Origin of the sequence: Flavobacterium araucananum, from assembly GCF_002222055.1 — a bacterium.
Taxonomy (GTDB): domain Bacteria; phylum Bacteroidota; class Bacteroidia; order Flavobacteriales; family Flavobacteriaceae; genus Flavobacterium; species Flavobacterium araucananum.
Map to the genome: position 1 here is coordinate 204,993 of NZ_MUGS01000006.1, position 17,533 is coordinate 222,525.

Genomic DNA, 17,533 nt, shown 5'->3' on the forward strand with positions numbered 1-17,533 from the left:
TTAGGCAATTTTTTATGCCTTAAAGTAATTTTTTCAAAATAACAATTTGCCCTAAATGATATACATCATGCTGAATGATTCCGTGAATATCTTCATAAAAATTATGATTATTGTTTTGATCTATTTTCTCGAAATCAGCATCATTAAAATCACTCAGACAGGCACTCCACAATTCCTGAGATTTTGCCAGACTTTGCAGAGATTGTTCCCATGCTGCTTCAGAGGAATCCAGAATGGGTACAAAATAATTATGATCCGGAGTAATTACAGTTTCTCCCAGAACACGTCTTAAAATATTTCTTCGCCATTGTATCAAATGATTGACAATCTCCCAAATCGTATTTAGATTTGGATTTATCTTTCGGTAAGCCTGCTCTGCACTTACATTTTCTAAGGTATGTGCCAAAGTAACCTCCAGCCACGGATTTCCATTATATATGGATTGATATAAATTTGAAACTCTTTTGCTTTCTGACATAATCGATAGTTTTTAAAACTTAAAAGCTAAGATACAAATAAGTCATTTACAACTCATCCTCGAAATTCTACAATTGGGTTATTTAATATTTTTTAACAAAAACTGTTAAAATATATTTGCAGTATCAAAATCGAAAACCATGACAACCAAATTACTTTTTACAATTACCTTTTTATTTTTTACCGCATTTATTTTTGCTCAAAATACCATTTCCGGCAAAGTTACAGATCAAAAAGGAAAACCGGTTCCGGGTGCTAATATTTATTTAGACGGAACTTATGACGGAGCGACAAGTTCTGAAACAGGAGATTTTTCTTTTGAAACTACCACAACAGGAAATCAGACTTTAGTAGTGAGTTTTTTATTGTTTGAAACTTTCAAAAAAGAAATTGATATTACGAATTTCAAAGACCAAACGATAAAACTAAGAGAAAACGTAAATGCGCTTGATGCTGTTGTTATTACCGCAGGAACATTAGAATCTGGTGACAAAGCGAGAGTTTCAGTTTTAAAACCTTTAGATATTGTTACAACTGCCGGATCTGCCGGAAATATTATTGCAGCTTTGCAAACTTTACCCGGTACACAAACTGTGGGCGAAGACGGACGTTTGTTTGTTCGTGGTGGTGAAGCCAGCGAAACTCAGACTTTTGTTGATGGGCTTCGTGTAGCGCAACCTTATGGAGCGACAACGAACAACTTGCCAACCCGAAGCAGATTTTCGCCTTTTTTGTTTAGCGGAATTGCTTTTTCGACCGGAGGATATTCAGCAGAATATGGCGAAGCTTTGTCTAGTGTTTTATTACTGAATACACAAGATGAACCAGACCAGAATAAAACAGATATTTCCTTAATGACTGTAGGTTTAGGAGTAGGGAATACGCAAAAATGGAAAAAAAGTTCTTTTAGCGTTAATACCAGTTATGTTAATCTGGCACCTTATCAGGCTGTAATTCCTCAAAATTTAGATTGGAATAATCCTTATCAATCTTTGGGTGGCGAGGCTGTTTATCGCTATCATTTTGAAAGAGGAACTTTTAAATTGTATGCTGCCTTTGATGCTGAAAAATTCGATTTAAACCAAAAAAATGTAAATTTCGTTGATCCGATACGAACAGATTTAAACAATAATAATTTTTATTTGAATGCCTCTTACAAAGGAGATTTCGGAACCGGCTGGCAACTTACCACAGGAATTAGTTACGGTTACAGCAACAACAAAATCAAATATGATATCAATGATATCGATAGTAACGAAAATGCAGCACAACTGAAATTGAAGTTAAGAAAAAATTTCTCTAATTATTTTAAATTGTCTTTTGGAGCCGATTATTTCATTACTAAATTCAATGAAAATTTTGATGATAATATTTCGATAAAAACAGCAAATGGTTACGATTCTAATATCGCAGCTTTTTATACAGAAGGTGATATCCTGTTCTCTAAAAATCTGGCAGCAAAAGTAGGTTTAAGACTTTCGAATAATAGTTTATTGAATGAAACTAATATTGCACCAAGAGCTTCACTTGCTTATAAGATTTCTAAAAGCAGTCAGTTTTCATTTGCGTATGGAGACTTTAGTCAGACTCCCGTGGTTGATTATATTAAATATTCTAAATACCATCAGTTTGAGAGTGAAAAAGCAAGACATTATATCCTGAATTATCAATTTACAAAACCAGGACAAACTTTTAGGGCAGAGGCTTATTATAAAGATTACAGCAATTTGGTTCAATACAATACAAGAGACATTCAATACAATTCGGTTTTTAATAATAACGGTTCAGGATATGCAAAAGGATTGGATTTATTTTGGAGAGACAACAATTTGTATAAAAACTTAGAATATTGGATTTCATACTCCTATATAGATTCTGAAAGACAATACAAGAATTTTCCAACCATGGCAACTCCTAATTTTGTCGCCAATCATAGTTTGTCGATCGTAACCAAGTATTTTATTACAGATTGGAAATCGCAAATAGGTTTTACCAACAGTTACAGTTCAGGACGCCCGTACAATGATCCAAACCAGACGCAATTCATGAATGGAAAAACAAAATCGTACAATAGTTTGAGTTTTAACTGGGCCTATTTATTAACGACACAAAAAATCTTGTATTTCTCTGTTTCAAATGTATTAGGTAGCCAAAATGTTTACGGATACGATTATGCAAAACTACCGGATGCAAACGGTGTTTATAACAGACAAGCCGTGGTACCAAACGCAGACAGATTTTTCTTCGTAGGTTTCTTCTGGACAATTAGTCAGAATAAAAAGGAGAATCAATTGAAGAACTTATAAGAGGTTCAAAGGGACAAAGGTTCAAAGGTTCAAAGGGACATAGCAACAAAGCAACAAAGGCTTCTATAGAATAGTAAGAAATATTATGTGCCACTAAAGGAAAACCTTTGAACCTTTGCCTCTCAAAACCTTTGTACCTAAAAAGAAACAATTCAGTCATCAAAATCAACAACTCAGTATCATTTAATTTTAAAACAATAAAAAGCAACATACTTTTGAAGTATAAATAATGAGCTACTAAGTTGTTAAGTCTCTCAGGCAATACGTTTAAAGACTTAAAACCTTAGCAACTCAGAACCTAAAAAAATTAACTTTTAAAAATAAAAACCATGACCAAAATTATTACAATAATCACATTATTTATTTGCAGTCTGATATCTGCTCAAAAAGTAAATCTTACTGTTTCAGTTTCAGGCTTAAAAAACAATACAGGAATTGTTAAAGTAGGCTTGTACAATTCAGATCAGACATTTCTTAACACTACTTATAAAAGTGTAGTGTCAGAGATTAAAAATAATCAAGCTACCGTTACATTTATTGGGATTCCTGCAGGAGAATATGCAATATCGACGTATCACGACGAAAACAATAACGGGAAACTGGATAAAAACATGATGGGAATACCTTCTGAAGATTATGCAGCTTCAAACAATGCAAAAGGATTTATGGGGCCTCCTGCTTATAAAGATGCTAAATTTGTTATTGACAAAGATTCAAAAATTGAAATTATATTATAATATCCCGTAGGATACAAGCATAAAAAATTAATTAAACACATAGCTATGTTTGTTAATGCAAGTGAAACGCCTTTTTGAGCTCACTAATTCGATGTTTCTATGTGTTAAAAAATAATTACGCTCAACAGTTATATAGTAACCAACAAATTAAAATAACCATTTAAATTATTTAAAAATGAAAAAAATTATCACTTTGATTGCATTATTTGTAGTAGTAATAAGCTCTGCACAAACACAATTTGAACAAGGAATGGGAAAAGCCTTCGGACTTTGGAAAGAAGGAAAAAACACTGAAGCTTCGGCATTGTTTGAAAGAATTGCTGCGGCAGAAAAAACAAGTTATTTGCCTAATTACTATGTAGCTTTAATCAACACTACATCTGCATTTAGTGAAAAAGACAAAACAAAAGTCGATTTGTTATTGACAAAAGCACAGGACGCTCTTGATGTTGAGTTGATAAAAGATCAAAACAATGCGGAGTTGTATGCAATGCAGGCTTTGATTTACACTGCCTGGGTAGTTGCAGACCCGATGACAAACGGAATGAAATATTCGGCTAAAGTGATGGAAGCTTACGCTAAAGGAAAAGCAGTTGATCCCAACAATCCAAGAATCGTTTTTGGTGAAGCAGATTATCAGATAGGCGGTGCCAAATGGTCTGGTGTCGACACAAAACCATTGTGCGCACAAGTTGATAAAGCTGTTGAACTTTTTGCTACTTTTAAACCGGCAACTCCTTTTTCGCCAAAATGGGGATTAGACAGGGCTCTGGAAATTCAAAAAAATTGCAAAAAATAATATATAAGCTAATAGTATAATGAAAGATCATAGAAACGAATTTGCCGATTTGAAAAGTGGAACTATTATATGTTTCAAGATTTCTATGGTCTTTACAGTAATATTCTCTGCTTTTTTAGGTGCGGATTTAAATGTAAAAAATGTTGTTCTTACGTTTCTTTTAAGCTGTCTTTATTCGTTTGGACTTGGTTTTGGAAATGGTTTTATCAGCGTTCTTCTGGATAAAAAATGGGATTGGCTGGAACACACTAACCTAAGAGTGTATTACGGGATTTTGGTGACTATTTTATATACAGTTCCGGCTGTTTTAGGAATTAACTATATCATTTTTGTAGTGGTACAGGATCTTCCTCTGGATAAGTTTTTTAGTAGCAGAATGATCTGGAATCATTTCTTTTATATTATTTTATCTCTTGGGGTTTCTACTTTCATGCAAGCCAGAAGTTTTATGGTAAAGTGGAAACAAGCTTCGAAATTTGAAATAACACAACAAAAGATTATTGCGGGAACGGCAAATGCTAAATTCGAAAGTTTAAAAAATCAAATAGATCCACATTTTCTTTTCAATAGTTTGAATGTTTTAAGCTCTTTAATTGAAGAAAATCCGGATAATGCGCAACGATTTACGACCTCATTATCTAAAATTTATCGGTACGTTTTAGAGCAAAAAGATAAAGAACTCGTTTCGGTTGAAGATGAATTATCGTTTGCAAAAACCTATATGAATTTGCTGAAAATGCGTTTCGAAAATAGTTTGTTTTACGAATTGCCAACAACCAATATCAACCCGGATGCAAAAGTGGTTCCGTTATCACTACAACTTTTGCTTGAGAATACAGTAAAACACAATGTAGTAAGTGAACAGAAACCATTGCATATCAGGATTTTTATTGATAAAGATTATCTGGCGATACAAAACGATTTTCAGAAAAAAGAAGTTTTGCAGGACAGGCAAGGGGTAGGTTTACAAAATATTGTAAATCGATACGGAATCATTACCAACAGAAAAGTACTGATCGAACAAAATGAGAAAAATTTTACTGTCAAAATTCCAATTTTAACCAAACAAGTTACAGTCATGGAAACAAGTGTAGAATATAGCGATGAAAATAAAGCCTATTTCAGAGCTAAAAAAAGAGTAGAAGAATTAAAAGGATTTTATGCTAATATAATATCGTATTGCTGTGTAATTCCGTTTTTAATATTTATTAATTTGAGATTCTCACCGGGATTTCAATGGTTTTGGTTTTCGGCTTTAGGCTGGGGATTTGGAATTACGATGCACGCTTTTAAAGTTTTTGGTTACAGCTCAGATTGGGAAGAACGAAAAATAAGAGAGATTCTGGAAAGAGATAAAAACAAGCAAACCTGGAAATAATTATGGAAACAAATTATAACAATGATCCGGAAGAATTTGAGTTGCAAAAAAGAGCAGGTAAAAAAGTAGTCAAACTTAAAGCGTTTTATACACACGCATTTATTTATGTTGCAGGATTGATTCTTTTTGTTGTGAAAGAATACGCAGGATTACATCTGAATTTCTTTCCGCTAAGATATTTAAATCCTTTTGTAATGGTAATCTGGACAACCGCATTTTTAGTTTCTGCGGTAGATTTATTCGCTTCTTTTAAAATTTTTGGAGAAGAATGGGAAGAAAGTAAGCTGAACAGCCTCTTGGAGAAAAAAACAAAAAAACAAAAATGGGAGTAATCATGGAAGTAAATTTAAATGAAGAGGATAAATATTACCTGGCAAAAAAGAAGGTAGAGAACATTAAAGGATTTTATGGAAATCTGACTTCTTTTTTATTAGTGAATGCAATTTTGATTTTTATCAATTTGTATACATCACCGGATCATTTATGGTTTTATTGGCCTTTGATGTGGTGGGGATTTGGAGTTGTATTTCATGGACTTAAGGTATTTGAAGTATTTCCGGTTTTAGGAAAAGACTGGGAAGAAAGAAAGATCAAAGAATTGATGGAAAAGGAAAAAGAAGGTAAAAATAAATGGCAATAAATTAAATAGAATTAATATGGGAAGATATAGAAGATATATGTACGAAGAGCAAGCGCAAAAGGTTAGTACAGACGAAAGTTATAATATTGCGTATAGAAAAGTAAAGAGAATTAAAGGTTTTTATTCGCATTTAAGAGTTTATCTTATTGTGAATGTAATTATCATTATTTCGAGTTTGAATAAAAACTTTGTGGGGAATCATTTTGAAGTGAGAGGTTTTCAGGATTTTGAAATCTATTCGACAGCATTTTATTGGGGAATAGCAGTGCTGATACATGCATTTTCAGTATTTGGACCTAATATTTTTTTTAGCAGAGATTGGGAACAAAAGAAAATTCAGCAATACATGGATAAAGATGCACAGAATAAAAATAAATGGGAGTAATTTAGACTAAATTTTTAAATTTTTGCATCGTATTAAATGACCACATTAATTATAGAAGACGAAAAACCAGCAGCGAGACTCTTACAACGAAAACTCGAAAAACTAGATATTGCTGTAGAAACCATGTTGCACTCTGTAGAAGAATCAATTCACTGGTTTACCAATAATCAACATCCGGATTTAATTTTTCTTGATATTCAGTTATCAGACGGTTTGTCGTTTGAAATTTTCGAAAAAATAAATATTCAGAGTGCTATTATTTTTACAACAGCTTATGACGAATATGCTTTAAAAGCCTTTAAACTAAATAGTATCGACTATCTTTTAAAACCTATTGATGAAGATGACTTAGAAATAGCGGTGACAAAATTTAAAGCCAGAATACCAAAAGCAGATTCCGTAAATCAAAACCTTCAGGTCGATTTTGAGCAAATACGCCAAATGCTGTCAAATCCTTTCGAGAAGAATTATAAAAAACGATTTACAGTTAAAATCGGACAACACTTAAAAGTAATTATGACTGATGAAATCGAATGTTTTTTTAGTGAAAACAAAGGGACCTACATTCATACTTTTGATAATCGAAACTATTTAATCGATTCGACTTTAGAAGTTCTCGAACAAGAATTAGATATGAAAGATTTCTTTAGGGTAAGCAGGAAATTTATTGTTCCGCTTACGGCAATAAAAGAAATTCAGGTTTATACCAATTCCCGCCTTAAAGTAATTTTACCTACTTATAAAGAAGATGAGGTAATTGTAAGCCGTGAAAAAGTACAAGATTTTAAAAATTGGTTAGGTTAAAAAATAAAAAAATCCTTCAAACGAAGGATTTTTTTATGGTATGATTTTTTATTACTTGCTCAATCGATGCAAGGTAAAAGTCATGGCGCTTAAAAGAAAGAAAGCCATAATTTGATGAATTAAACCTAAAGCCAAGGGAACACTGTATAAAAGTGTAAAAACACCTAATGCAAATTGGATAAATACAAAAAGAACTAAAGTTTTTACCCCATTTTTTTGAGTTCGGCTAAGAGAGAATTTTGTGCTTTTGTAATATAAAAACAATATGAAAGCAACTACCACATACGCAAAAGTACGATGTACGAACTGAACACCACTTTTGCCTTCGATTAAGTTTTTTACCAAAGTTGGTTGTTCTATAAAAACGGAATCATGTATAAATTGCCCGTCGCTCATTAAAGGCCAATGGTTGTGAATTAATCCGGCATTTAATCCCGCAACAAAACCACCATAAATGATCTGAATTAATAAAGCTACCAAGGCAAATCGCGCGATATTGCGAAGCGGAATTACTTTGGTAATTGTTTTTTCCGGATAAATTAAATCTAACGCTACCCACAAAGTATAAGCAAAAGTTATAAACGCAAAAGTAAGGTGCAAGGATAGTCTGAAATGACTAACATCAGGATTATCGATTAATCCGCTACGAACCATAAACCATCCTAAAAATCCCTGAAATGCACCCATTGCCAAAAGGATGATACACTTTTTGACAGTAGCACGATCCAGTTTTTTTCTTAGTAAAAAATAAACAAAAGGCACAAAGAAAACCAACCCGATGATACGACCAATAAAACGGTGAAACCATTCCCAGAAGTAAATAAATTTATAATCGGTTAATTGAAAATCGTTGTGGATGTTGATTTTTTGATACTCGGGAAACTTCTTGTATTGCTCAAAAGCTTCATTCCATTTTGCATCCGTCAAAGGAGGGAAGGTATCGGTTACCAAATGCCAGTCTGTCATTGATAAACCTGAATTGGTCAAACGGGTAATTCCGCCAACAACGACCATTAAAAACAATAAAACACAACCTGATAGTAACCAAACGATTACTGATTTATTCTCTTTTTTCATTTTATAATCTTCTTATTCTGTAACTTTTTTTAAACCCAGTTTTTCAGCTCTTTTGATTACAAAATCATAAGCAGCCTGATATTCATTTGGAATATCACCTTCTAGAATAGCCTCTTTTACGGCTTCTTTTAGAACTCCAATTTCGCGTGAAGGTTTTAAATCGAATATTTCCATAATTTCTTCACCGGAAATTGGTGGCTGAAAATTACGAACATGATCGCGTTCTTCTACTTCTACAATTTTCTTGCGGACAATTTCAAAATTCTTGTGATATTTTTTAAACTTCGAAGGATTTTTGGTTGTAATATCAGCTTCGCACAATGTCATTAAATTCTCTACATCTTCGCCGGCATCAAAAACCAAACGACGAACAGCGCTATCAGTCACAATATCCTCTGCCAGAACAATAGGACGGGAACTCATAATCACCATTTTTTGCACAAATTTCATTTTGTGGTTTAAGGGCATGTGCAAACGTTCGAATATTTTTTTTGCCATTTTACCACCCAAAAATTCATGCCCGTGAAACGTCCAGCCTTGTTTTTTATTGAAACGTTTTGTTGGAGCTTTTCCTATATCATGCAATAAGGCTGACCAGCGTAACCATACATCATCTGTATTTGGGCAAATATTATCGACCACTTCCAGAGTATGATAAAAATTATTTTTATGAGTATGACCTTCAATTTCTTCAACCTGATTTAGTGCCGTCAATTCGGGAAGAATAAGTTCTAAAAGTCCTGTTTGATATAAAAGTAAAAATCCCACAGATGGTTTATCCGTCGATAGAATTTTATTTAATTCATCGACAATACGTTCTCCTGAGATGATGTTAATTCTCTCAGCGTTTTTAGTAATTGCGTCAAGAGATTTTTTTTCGATTTCGAAACCTAACTGATTCGCAAAACGAATGGCACGCAACATTCGCAACGGATCATCAGAATAAGTAATACTTGGATCTAAAGGAGTTTTGATGGTTTTGTTTTGTAAATCTGTCAAACCATTAAACGGATCAGAAAGATCTCCAAATGTTTTTTCGTTCAACGATAAAGCCAAAGCATTGATGGTAAAATCACGACGATTTTGATCATCCTCGAGGGTTCCGTTTTCGACAACAGGATTTCTACTGTCAAAATTATAGGATTCTTTTCGGGCTCCAACAAATTCAATATCAGTGTCTTCAAATCGCAACATGGCTGTTCCGTAAGTTTTAAAAACCTGTACCTTAGGTTTTTTAGGAAGTAATTCAGAAACCTTAAGTGCCAATTCGATCCCGCTACCAACAGCAACAATATCAATGTCTTTTTTAGAACCGCGGTTTAAAAGTAAATCCCGTACAAAACCGCCAATAACATAACTGTCGACGTTGAGTTCCTGAGATGCTTTCGAAATAATTTCGAAGATTTTATGTTGTAAAGCTGTTTTATAGTTTGTTTGTATAGCCACGAATTCACTAATTTTAAATAATACATTTCTATTCTTGAAGAGAATGAAACGTCTGCAAATTTACAACATAGAAAATGCCTATTATAATCTATTGTTGACTTTTTTGAAGAAATTCACAGTTTTAGTATGCCAATTTTTATTAAAAGAGAAAAGGTTGCCACGAATTGCATGAATTTTCACGAATTGAATTTTTATGCAACAAAAAAAATAATGTAATGTGAGGAGAAAAAATATAGCCACAGATTAAAAGAATTAAAAGGATTAAAAATTCTGTTGAAATCTTTTTAATCTGTGGCAAAAAAAAAACTTTATAACGTCATAAAACAAATCAATTATGATAACTAATTTTTAGAAATTCAATTTGTATTTTTGAATTCTATAAAAACGCACACATGAAAATTGTTATATCGCCGGCGAAGTCTTTAAATTTCGAAAAAGAATTACCTACTACTCAATATACAGAACCAGGTTTTTTGAAAGAAGCACGTCAGGTTCACAAAATTTTAAAAGAAAAAAAGCCCTCAGAATTAGCTCATTTAATGTCAATATCAGATAAATTATCAGATCTGAACTGGAAGAGAAATCAGGATTGGAAAACACCTTTTACTCCCGAAAATGCACGTCCGGCAATTTATACTTTTGATGGAGATGTCTATACAGGTTTAGATGCATATTCGATTCCGTTAGAAAAATTAGAAGTTTTACAAAATAAACTACGTATTTTATCCGGACTTTACGGTGTTTTGAAACCATTGGATTTAATGCAGGCATATCGTTTAGAAATGGGAACAAAATTGCCTGTTGGCGAGTATAAAAATCTACACGAATTCTGGAAACCAACTGTTATGAAAGCTTTAAACAAAGAATTAGAAAAAGGAGAATTGTTCGTGAATCTGGCGAGTAACGAATACTTCTCGGCAGTAGATGTAAAAGCTTTAAAAGTTCCCGTTATTACTCCGGATTTTAAAGATTATAAAGATGGAAAACTAAAAATTATAAGCTTCTTTGCCAAAAAGGCGAGAGGGATGATGGTGCGTTATATTATTGATACTAATGCAGAAACTATCGATGACTTAAAAGGATTTAATTATGAAGGATATCATTTTGATGCTAATCTTTCAGAAGGAAATCATTTGGTTTTTACAAGGTAATTTTTAGGGACAAAGGTTTTTTAGGAAGGCTCAAAGGCTCAAAGGTTTTTTAGGAAGGTGCTAAGAGTCTAAGTTGCTAAGTCGCTAAGTTTTTGCCAGAGAGTCGGAGACTCGTGTTATATTGTAGGGAGGGATTTTAATCCCTTCAGGTTTGGATCATATTGTAGGGAGGGATTTTTAGGAAGGCTCAAAGGTTCAAAGGCTTAAAGGTTCAAAGGTTTTTAAGGAAGGTGCTAAGAGTCTAAGTTGCTAAGTCGCTAATTTTTAGCCGGAGAGTCGGAGACTCGTGTTATATTGTAGGGAGGGATTTTAATCCCTTCAGATTTGGGTCATATTGTAGGGAGGGATTTTTTAGGAAGGCTCAAAGGTTCAAAGTTACAAAGGTTTTTTAGGAAGGTGCTAAGAGTCTAAGTTGCTAAGGAACGAAGTTTTAGCCAGAGAGTCGAAGACTCGTGTTATATTGTAGGGAGGGATTTTAATCCCTTCAGGTTTGGTTTAAATGTAGGGAGGGATTTTAATCCCTTCAAATTACGTTAAGATAAATTAAAATAAAAAAGCCGAGTCTATATAAATAGCTCGGCTTTTTCGTATTATAAATCAATTATTATTAATGCATTGCATCAGCAGGGTTAATTTTGTTTTTTCCTTTTTTAATGAAAAGGATAATTGGTATACAACATAAAAACATTATTCCAAGATACATGAAAATATCCATGTATGACATTACTGTACTTTGTTTCATTACTGAATATTCCAGAGCCTGATACGCTTTTTTAAGAGCAACATCGGCGCTATATCCTTTAGACATAAAGGCTCTTTGCATTCCTGCGATACGTTGCTGAACATCAAAATTAGCAGGATCTAAGTTGGTCAATAAATTAACTCTGTGTTCCTGGCTCAAACGGGTGATAAAAGTGGTAATGATGGCAATACCAAATGAACCTCCTAATTGTCTCATCATTCCGGTAAAAGCAGCTCCTTCACCAATATGTTTACCTTTAAGGGTAGAAAGCGAAAGTGTTGTGATAGGTACAAAAAGTAACCCTAAACCAATTCCTCTTAAAATCAAAGGCCAATACATGTGTTCTACACCTGTATCTGGTGTCATACGGGTTTGCATCATGTAGGTAAAGAAAAAGAAAACTAAAAATCCTACTCCAACCATATATCCCTGAGGAACCCCTTTCTGGATCATGTTACCTACAAATGGCATCATTATCGCTGTTGTAATCGAACCTGGAATCAACAATAATCCGGCATCAGTTGCAGTCCATCCTAAAATAGATTGCGTATAGATAGGGATAATCAAAGTTGATCCGTATAGACCAAAACCTAGAATAAAACACATTACGGTTCCAATTCTTAAATTTCCATCTTTTAAAACACTTAAGTTTACAATTGGATGCTTATAGGTAAGTTCTCTCCAGATAAATAAAATTAATCCAAGAACGGTAACAACACTTAAAGTTACAATAAGCGAATCATTGAACCAGTCGTCTTGTTGCCCGTGTTCTAAAACGAACTGTAAAGATCCAATAAAGGCTGCTAATAATATAATTCCCCACCAGTCAACCTGATTTGCTTTTAATTTTTCTCCGTATTTAGGGCTTCTTACGAAAGTAATTGCCAAAATAGTTGCGATAATTCCTAACGGAATATTGATATAAAAGATATAAGGCCAAGAGTAGTTGTCTACCAGATATCCTCCTAAAGGCGGACCTAAAGTTGGACCAACAATTACACCCATTCCGTAAATTGCCTGCGCCATACCACGTTTTGCAATAGGATAACTCTCGGTAATAATAGTTTGGGCTGTTACAAGCAAGGCACCTCCACCCATACCTTGTACAAACCTAAAAGCGACTAGTTCCCATATATTACTGGCGTTACCGCATAAAAAGGAGCAAACTGTAAATAAGATGATAGAGGCCACAAAATAATTACGTCTTCCAAATTGCTGCGAAAGCCAACTCGTCATCGGTATTACAATTACATTCGCGATTGCGTATGCTGTAATTACCCAAGCCACATCAGTTAAAGTAGCACCAAGGCTACCTCGCATGTCTGTTAGTGCTACGTTTACAATCGTTGTATCTACAATTTCCAACAGTGCACAAAGTACTGCAGTAATCGTAATGATCACACGTCTATAACCGTATTCTACTAAATCGTCGTCTGCTTGTACTGCTGTTGCCATTATTTTATTTTAAATGTACGTCTACGTCAACATTCATTCCTGGTCTTAGTAATTTTACTTTTTCAGGATCATTAGATTGATCTAAACTAATTTTTACTGGTAATCTCTGGATTGTTTTTACGAAGTTACCTGTTGCATTGTCAGGAGGTAATAATGAAAAACGAGATCCTGTAGCAGGAGAAAATGAAGTCAAAGTTCCTTTAAATTCATAGTTTGGATAAGCGTCAACTTTTAAAGTAACTTTTTGTCCAATAATCATTTTATTTAATTGTGTTTCTTTGAAATTCGCTACAACCCAAGCTTCGGTATTATTGATGATATAAAACAAAGATTGTCCTGGTTGAACTAATTGTCCCGGTTGAATATCAACTTTAGAAACCTGTCCGTCGATTGCAGCAGTTACAACAGTATAACTAAGATTTAGATGCGCAACATCAAGCATTGTTTTTGCTTTTTTGATGTTTGCCGAAGCAACTTCTGTTTGTTTGTCTGAAACTTTAGATTTTGACTGAATTACAGATTTTTGGTAAGAACTTGCTCTTTGTTGTTGTTCTAAAACACGAACCTGATTTTCGGCTTCGTCTTTTGCAGATAAAGCTTGCTCATATTGTTGTTTTGTAATCGTGTGCGTTTTGTATAAGTTATCGTAACGGTTGTAATCGTTAGTAATTTGTCTTAATCTAATTTTAGCACTTTCGATAGAACCTGTTGCAGATCTCATATTTGCATCAGAAACTGAAATATTTGCATTTGCACTTCCAATATCAGCTTTTGCAGCTTCGTATTGTCCTTCTGCACCTAATAAAGCAGCATTAGCTTCATCAATTTTCAATTGGTAATCTCTTTTGTCGATAGTAAATAAAGTATCTCCTTTTTTTACAAAGTCATTATCTTTTACATAGACCTTACTAATATATCCCGAAACTCTTGGAATAATTGGATTCATTTTTTTCTCGATCTGAGCATCATCCGTTTCTTCGTGAGCCAAAGAGTGCATGTATTTTGTTATTCCGTAAGTTCCGCCCACTAAAACCAAAACGGTTAGTATAATGATGAATTTAGTATTTGTTTTTTTCTTTTCCATGAGAGCTATCGATTATATTTTAGAAAGATTGAATGATTGAGATAATTGTCCTGATACGGATAGTAATTCGTAATATTTTTGAATAATAGTTGCTTTAGACAAAGCTGTATTTATTTTGGCGCTTAATTGTTCTACATCCGCTTCAACTAAATCATTAGTGTCTGATAAACCGTTATCAAATTTATCTTTTACAAGTCTGTAGTTTTCAGATGCTTGTTGCAGTGCTTCGTCGTAAACTACGCTTTGATTAATTGCAAGGTCGTAATCTTCAATAGATTTTTGAACTTCTACTTTGATACGATCTGTCATTACAGCTTCTGTATTTTTAACTTCTAATGCTCTGCTTTCAGCAGCTTTTACAGAAGCACTATTTTTTAGAATTCCGGACAGGTCATAAGACAAACCAACTCCAAAATTCATGGCATACCTTACAGTAATAAAATCTTTAAGATCCAAAGCTGTGTAACCGCCTAATAATGAAAGAGAAGGGTAGTAACCTGATTTTGCTATTTTGATATTTGCTTCACTCGCTTTTTGTTGAAAACGAATTGCTTCCAAATCTTTTCTGCTTTCCAGTGCCAATGCATCAGATGTTGGTGCATTGCTGGTTTTTAGATTAAAGAAATCAGCTTCATTAACCTGAAGTTTTACACTAGGCTCCAATTTTAATAAAGTAGTTAGGTAAAAGTTAATGTTATTGATGTTGTTGTTTGCTTCATCAATTGATAATTGTGTTTTAGAAACTAACAATTGCGCTTTCAACAAATCATTTCTTGGGATAATTCCGTTTTTTTCTAATTCTGTAAAGTCAGTAACACGTTGTTTTGCTTGTTTCTGATTTTCGTTTAAAAGATCTAACGTTTTTTGTGCCTTGTATAAAGCAGTATAATAAGTCACTACATGCAAAGCAACATCTTCTTTTGTTTTAGCAGCATAAGAACTTTCGGCTTCGTATAAATTATCAGATGCTTTGATGCTGTTTTGAATTTTAAATCCTGCGAATATTGGTAAACTAAGATTTGCCATTCCCAACATTGCCTGATCCGGTGATGGAGTTGGTCCTGAACTTGCCTGATCGCCGCTATTGTGCATATCGATTGACGCTTTTGTCAATCGTTGGTATTGTCCGGAAATTTTAAGATTTGGATATTGATTATTTCTAACCTCCTGTAATTCGTATTTTTTTGAGTTTACCTTAGTGTTGGCAAGCGTAACTTCGTTACTTTTTTCCCAAGCCATTTTTACGGCTTCATCTAAGGTTAAACTTGTTTTTTCTTGTGCTTCTATTGATGAAATTCCGATAAAGAAAATACCAAAGAGCATTAATTGATTAATTTTCATAAACAAGTAGAGCTTTTATAGTTTGTTGAATGTGCTTTGTAAGACTGTTTTTAATATAATCGTTGTATAACGTTTCGGTGTTTAAATTTAATAATTCCTCAAAAAAAGGTTTGTTCATATGAAAATGAAAAAATGTACCCATTATTGTTGGTGTTATGAGCGGAATAATGACATCTTTTCTAAAAACCCCTTTCGATTGCCCTTCCTGAATGATAGTTTCAAGAGATTTTAAGTTCCCTTTTTTAAGTTCAGTAAAAGCAAGTAAGTTTTGTTCCCTCTTTTTTGAAGTAAGTTCAAAATGCAAAATTCTATAAATTCCTCTGTTACAATTGATTCTGTTAATGTAAATTTCGATTAATTTATTGACTTTATCAAGAGGTTCTAGTTTTTCCTGCAATAAATTTTCGAGTTGTATTTTAATATCAGAAGTTTTATACAGAATTAGAGCTTCAAGTAATCGTTCTTTTGAACCAAAATAATATGAAACCATTGCAATATTTATTTTTGCATGTTTTGATATATCCCGTATCGATGTACCTTCAAATCCTTTTTCAGAGAATAGCTTTTCGGCAACTTCTAAAATTTGGATTTTTTTATCGTTTAATTCGATGTTTGACATGGTATTGTTTCTAATCGGGTACAAAATTAAACAAGCGTTTAAATTAAACAGTTGTTTAATTTTATTTTAACACAATATTAACAGAAAACCGTGTAGTTGTTTTACAAAAATAAATTTGCCTTTCTGTCCAAAAAAATAGCCGAAAGCCCTCGTTTAATGAGACCTTTCGGCTAAGTTATTATTTTGTCAAATTTTATAAGGAGAACAAATCTTTATTCTTCGGTTACAAATTTCTTTTCATATTGATTCAAAATTTTCTCGATTGTAACCAGAAATTTGGGCTTGTTAAAACTTTTAGGTTTTTTATCTAAAAGATCAATATCATTAATTGCTTCTATGATAGTATCCTTAAGAACTTTAAATTGTTCTGCAACCGCCAGGTCTTTCAGCTTGTTGTAATCAAATTTCTTTACGAATAATAAATAATTAAACTTCTTTCCAAATCTTTTTAAATTAATCATCGGTTCCATAAAATTAGCATGGTCACGCGTAAAATCAAAAATCTCATACCCCAGATAAAAGTATTTTATAGAAGTACCAAAGGTTTGTCCTGCTAATTTAGTATTGATAAAACGCTGGATATCATTTAGATCATAGTAAATTTTATCATCTCTAACCCCTAAACTACTTGTGACTACAAATTTGAATCCGATAGGGTCAAATTGTTTTACAATAGTTTTATCATCGTGACGAATCAGGAATTTGTTTTTGGACAAATAAACTTTGTATTCTTTAAGGAAGATTTTAGACTGAAAAGTTCTTGGCATCGCCATTTTGGTGGCCAAATACTTTATCATTAATAATGAAGCATTTAGAAGCAACTTAATTTTTCCGTTTTCGTCAGAGTCTTCAAAGATTTTTTTATCAATATGAGCAGATAAATGTGCAAGCCCCATAAACAATGAATCCTTCTGGATTTCATAATTTACTTTGTTCTCTATATAGATATCAAATTGTAAAGAATTGATTTCTATACCATAATTTTTGTCTTCAATAAAATTAAGAAAGATGTCTGAGGCCTGTTTTTCAATTTCTTCAAATTTGCTTTTCCCTTTATTCGGGTTAATCAAAAAACAACATTTATACTTTTGG

17 protein-coding genes are annotated in these 17,533 nt (G+C 33.1%); 9 read left to right on the plus strand and 8 right to left on the minus strand.

Annotation, left to right across the window (positions count from 1 at the left end; genetic code table 11):
- Positions 1–19: 19 nt before the first annotated feature.
- Entirely contained in the window at positions 20–478 is a 459-nt protein-coding gene (locus B0A64_RS06595; protein WP_089478724.1) for a DinB family protein, read from the minus strand.
- 139 nt (positions 479–617) lie between these two features.
- On the opposite strand from B0A64_RS06595, the gene B0A64_RS06600 reads away from it, so the two are divergent.
- The 8 genes from B0A64_RS06600 to B0A64_RS06635 all read left to right on the plus strand — a co-directional run bounded on the left by B0A64_RS06600 (position 618) and on the right by B0A64_RS06635 (position 7,526).
- Positions 618–2,783, plus strand: coding sequence for a TonB-dependent receptor (locus tag B0A64_RS06600; protein ID WP_089478725.1), 2,166 nt, complete (start codon positions 618–620; stop codon positions 2,781–2,783).
- Positions 2,784–3,112: 329 nt separating this feature from the next.
- Positions 3,113–3,520: a DUF2141 domain-containing protein gene (locus B0A64_RS06605; protein ID WP_089478726.1), complete on the plus strand. Its 408-nt coding sequence runs from the start codon at positions 3,113–3,115 to the stop codon at positions 3,518–3,520.
- 175 nt (positions 3,521–3,695) lie between these two features.
- Positions 3,696–4,319, plus strand: coding sequence for a hypothetical protein (locus B0A64_RS06610; RefSeq protein ID WP_089478727.1), 624 nt, complete (start codon positions 3,696–3,698; stop codon positions 4,317–4,319).
- 19 nt (positions 4,320–4,338) lie between these two features.
- Entirely contained in the window at positions 4,339–5,697 is a 1,359-nt protein-coding gene (locus tag B0A64_RS06615) for a 2TM domain-containing protein (RefSeq protein ID WP_089478728.1), read from the plus strand.
- A gap of 2 nt (positions 5,698–5,699) precedes the next feature.
- Positions 5,700–6,029 (plus strand): 2TM domain-containing protein, encoded by a 330-nt coding sequence (locus tag B0A64_RS06620; RefSeq protein WP_089478729.1) that lies wholly within the window; start codon positions 5,700–5,702, stop codon positions 6,027–6,029.
- 2 nt (positions 6,030–6,031) lie between these two features.
- Entirely contained in the window at positions 6,032–6,337 is a 306-nt protein-coding gene (locus B0A64_RS06625) for a 2TM domain-containing protein (RefSeq protein WP_244285366.1), read from the plus strand.
- 16 nt (positions 6,338–6,353) lie between these two features.
- A complete protein-coding gene (locus tag B0A64_RS06630; protein WP_089478731.1) occupies positions 6,354–6,722 on the plus strand; it encodes a 2TM domain-containing protein in 369 nt (122 codons plus the stop codon).
- 36 nt (positions 6,723–6,758) lie between these two features.
- Complete coding sequence (locus B0A64_RS06635; protein WP_089478732.1) at positions 6,759–7,526, plus strand: LytR/AlgR family response regulator transcription factor; 768 nt, start codon at positions 6,759–6,761, stop codon at positions 7,524–7,526.
- Between the two features lie 51 nt (positions 7,527–7,577).
- On the opposite strand, the gene B0A64_RS06640 is transcribed toward B0A64_RS06635, so the two are convergent.
- Positions 7,578–8,603, minus strand: a complete 1,026-nt coding sequence (locus B0A64_RS06640) for a COX15/CtaA family protein (RefSeq protein ID WP_089478733.1) — start codon at positions 8,601–8,603, stop codon at positions 7,578–7,580.
- A gap of 12 nt (positions 8,604–8,615) precedes the next feature.
- On the minus strand, positions 8,616–10,049 hold the full coding sequence (locus B0A64_RS06645; RefSeq protein WP_165769770.1) for a CCA tRNA nucleotidyltransferase: 1,434 nt from the start codon (positions 10,047–10,049) through the stop codon (positions 8,616–8,618).
- A 392-nt stretch (positions 10,050–10,441) separates the two neighbouring features.
- Between B0A64_RS06645 and yaaA the strand changes: the two genes are divergently transcribed.
- Positions 10,442–11,200: a peroxide stress protein YaaA gene (yaaA, locus tag B0A64_RS06650; protein WP_089478734.1), complete on the plus strand. Its 759-nt coding sequence runs from the start codon at positions 10,442–10,444 to the stop codon at positions 11,198–11,200.
- A 607-nt stretch (positions 11,201–11,807) separates the two neighbouring features.
- Here the strand turns inward: yaaA and B0A64_RS06655 are convergent.
- From B0A64_RS06655 to B0A64_RS06675, 5 genes are all read right to left on the minus strand, one after another.
- Entirely contained in the window at positions 11,808–13,397 is a 1,590-nt protein-coding gene (locus B0A64_RS06655) for a DHA2 family efflux MFS transporter permease subunit (protein WP_089478735.1), read from the minus strand.
- Between the two features lie 4 nt (positions 13,398–13,401).
- On the minus strand, positions 13,402–14,481 hold the full coding sequence (locus B0A64_RS06660; protein WP_089478736.1) for an HlyD family secretion protein: 1,080 nt from the start codon (positions 14,479–14,481) through the stop codon (positions 13,402–13,404).
- Between the two features lie 12 nt (positions 14,482–14,493).
- Positions 14,494–15,822: a TolC family protein gene (locus B0A64_RS06665; protein ID WP_089478737.1), complete on the minus strand. Its 1,329-nt coding sequence runs from the start codon at positions 15,820–15,822 to the stop codon at positions 14,494–14,496.
- Positions 15,812–16,441, minus strand: a complete 630-nt coding sequence (locus B0A64_RS06670; RefSeq protein ID WP_089478738.1) for a TetR/AcrR family transcriptional regulator — start codon at positions 16,439–16,441, stop codon at positions 15,812–15,814. The genes B0A64_RS06665 and B0A64_RS06670 overlap by 11 nt, the downstream gene beginning before the upstream one ends.
- A 212-nt stretch (positions 16,442–16,653) precedes the next feature.
- Positions 16,654–17,511, minus strand: a complete 858-nt coding sequence (locus tag B0A64_RS06675; RefSeq protein WP_123875880.1) for a hypothetical protein — start codon at positions 17,509–17,511, stop codon at positions 16,654–16,656.
- Positions 17,512–17,533 lie beyond the last annotated feature (22 nt).

Coding starts and splice junctions, on each gene's coding strand:
- B0A64_RS06615 (WP_089478728.1), top strand. CDS start 4,339: ATGAAAGATCATAGAAACGAATTTGCCGATTTGAAAAGTGGAACTATT.
- B0A64_RS06620 (WP_089478729.1), top strand. CDS start 5,700: ATGGAAACAAATTATAACAATGATCCGGAAGAATTTGAGTTGCAAAAA.
- B0A64_RS06670 (WP_089478738.1), bottom strand. CDS start 16,441: ATGTCAAACATCGAATTAAACGATAAAAAAATCCAAATTTTAGAAGTT.
- B0A64_RS06595 (WP_089478724.1), bottom strand. CDS start 478: ATGTCAGAAAGCAAAAGAGTTTCAAATTTATATCAATCCATATATAAT.
- yaaA (WP_089478734.1), top strand. CDS start 10,442: ATGAAAATTGTTATATCGCCGGCGAAGTCTTTAAATTTCGAAAAAGAA.
- B0A64_RS06640 (WP_089478733.1), bottom strand. CDS start 8,603: ATGAAAAAAGAGAATAAATCAGTAATCGTTTGGTTACTATCAGGTTGT.
- B0A64_RS06605 (WP_089478726.1), top strand. CDS start 3,113: ATGACCAAAATTATTACAATAATCACATTATTTATTTGCAGTCTGATA.
- B0A64_RS06655 (WP_089478735.1), bottom strand. CDS start 13,397: ATGGCAACAGCAGTACAAGCAGACGACGATTTAGTAGAATACGGTTAT.
- B0A64_RS06600 (WP_089478725.1), top strand. CDS start 618: ATGACAACCAAATTACTTTTTACAATTACCTTTTTATTTTTTACCGCA.
- B0A64_RS06630 (WP_089478731.1), top strand. CDS start 6,354: ATGGGAAGATATAGAAGATATATGTACGAAGAGCAAGCGCAAAAGGTT.
- B0A64_RS06610 (WP_089478727.1), top strand. CDS start 3,696: ATGAAAAAAATTATCACTTTGATTGCATTATTTGTAGTAGTAATAAGC.
- B0A64_RS06660 (WP_089478736.1), bottom strand. CDS start 14,481: ATGGAAAAGAAAAAAACAAATACTAAATTCATCATTATACTAACCGTT.
- B0A64_RS06625 (WP_244285366.1), top strand. CDS start 6,032: ATGGAAGTAAATTTAAATGAAGAGGATAAATATTACCTGGCAAAAAAG.
- B0A64_RS06665 (WP_089478737.1), bottom strand. CDS start 15,822: ATGAAAATTAATCAATTAATGCTCTTTGGTATTTTCTTTATCGGAATT.
- B0A64_RS06635 (WP_089478732.1), top strand. CDS start 6,759: ATGACCACATTAATTATAGAAGACGAAAAACCAGCAGCGAGACTCTTA.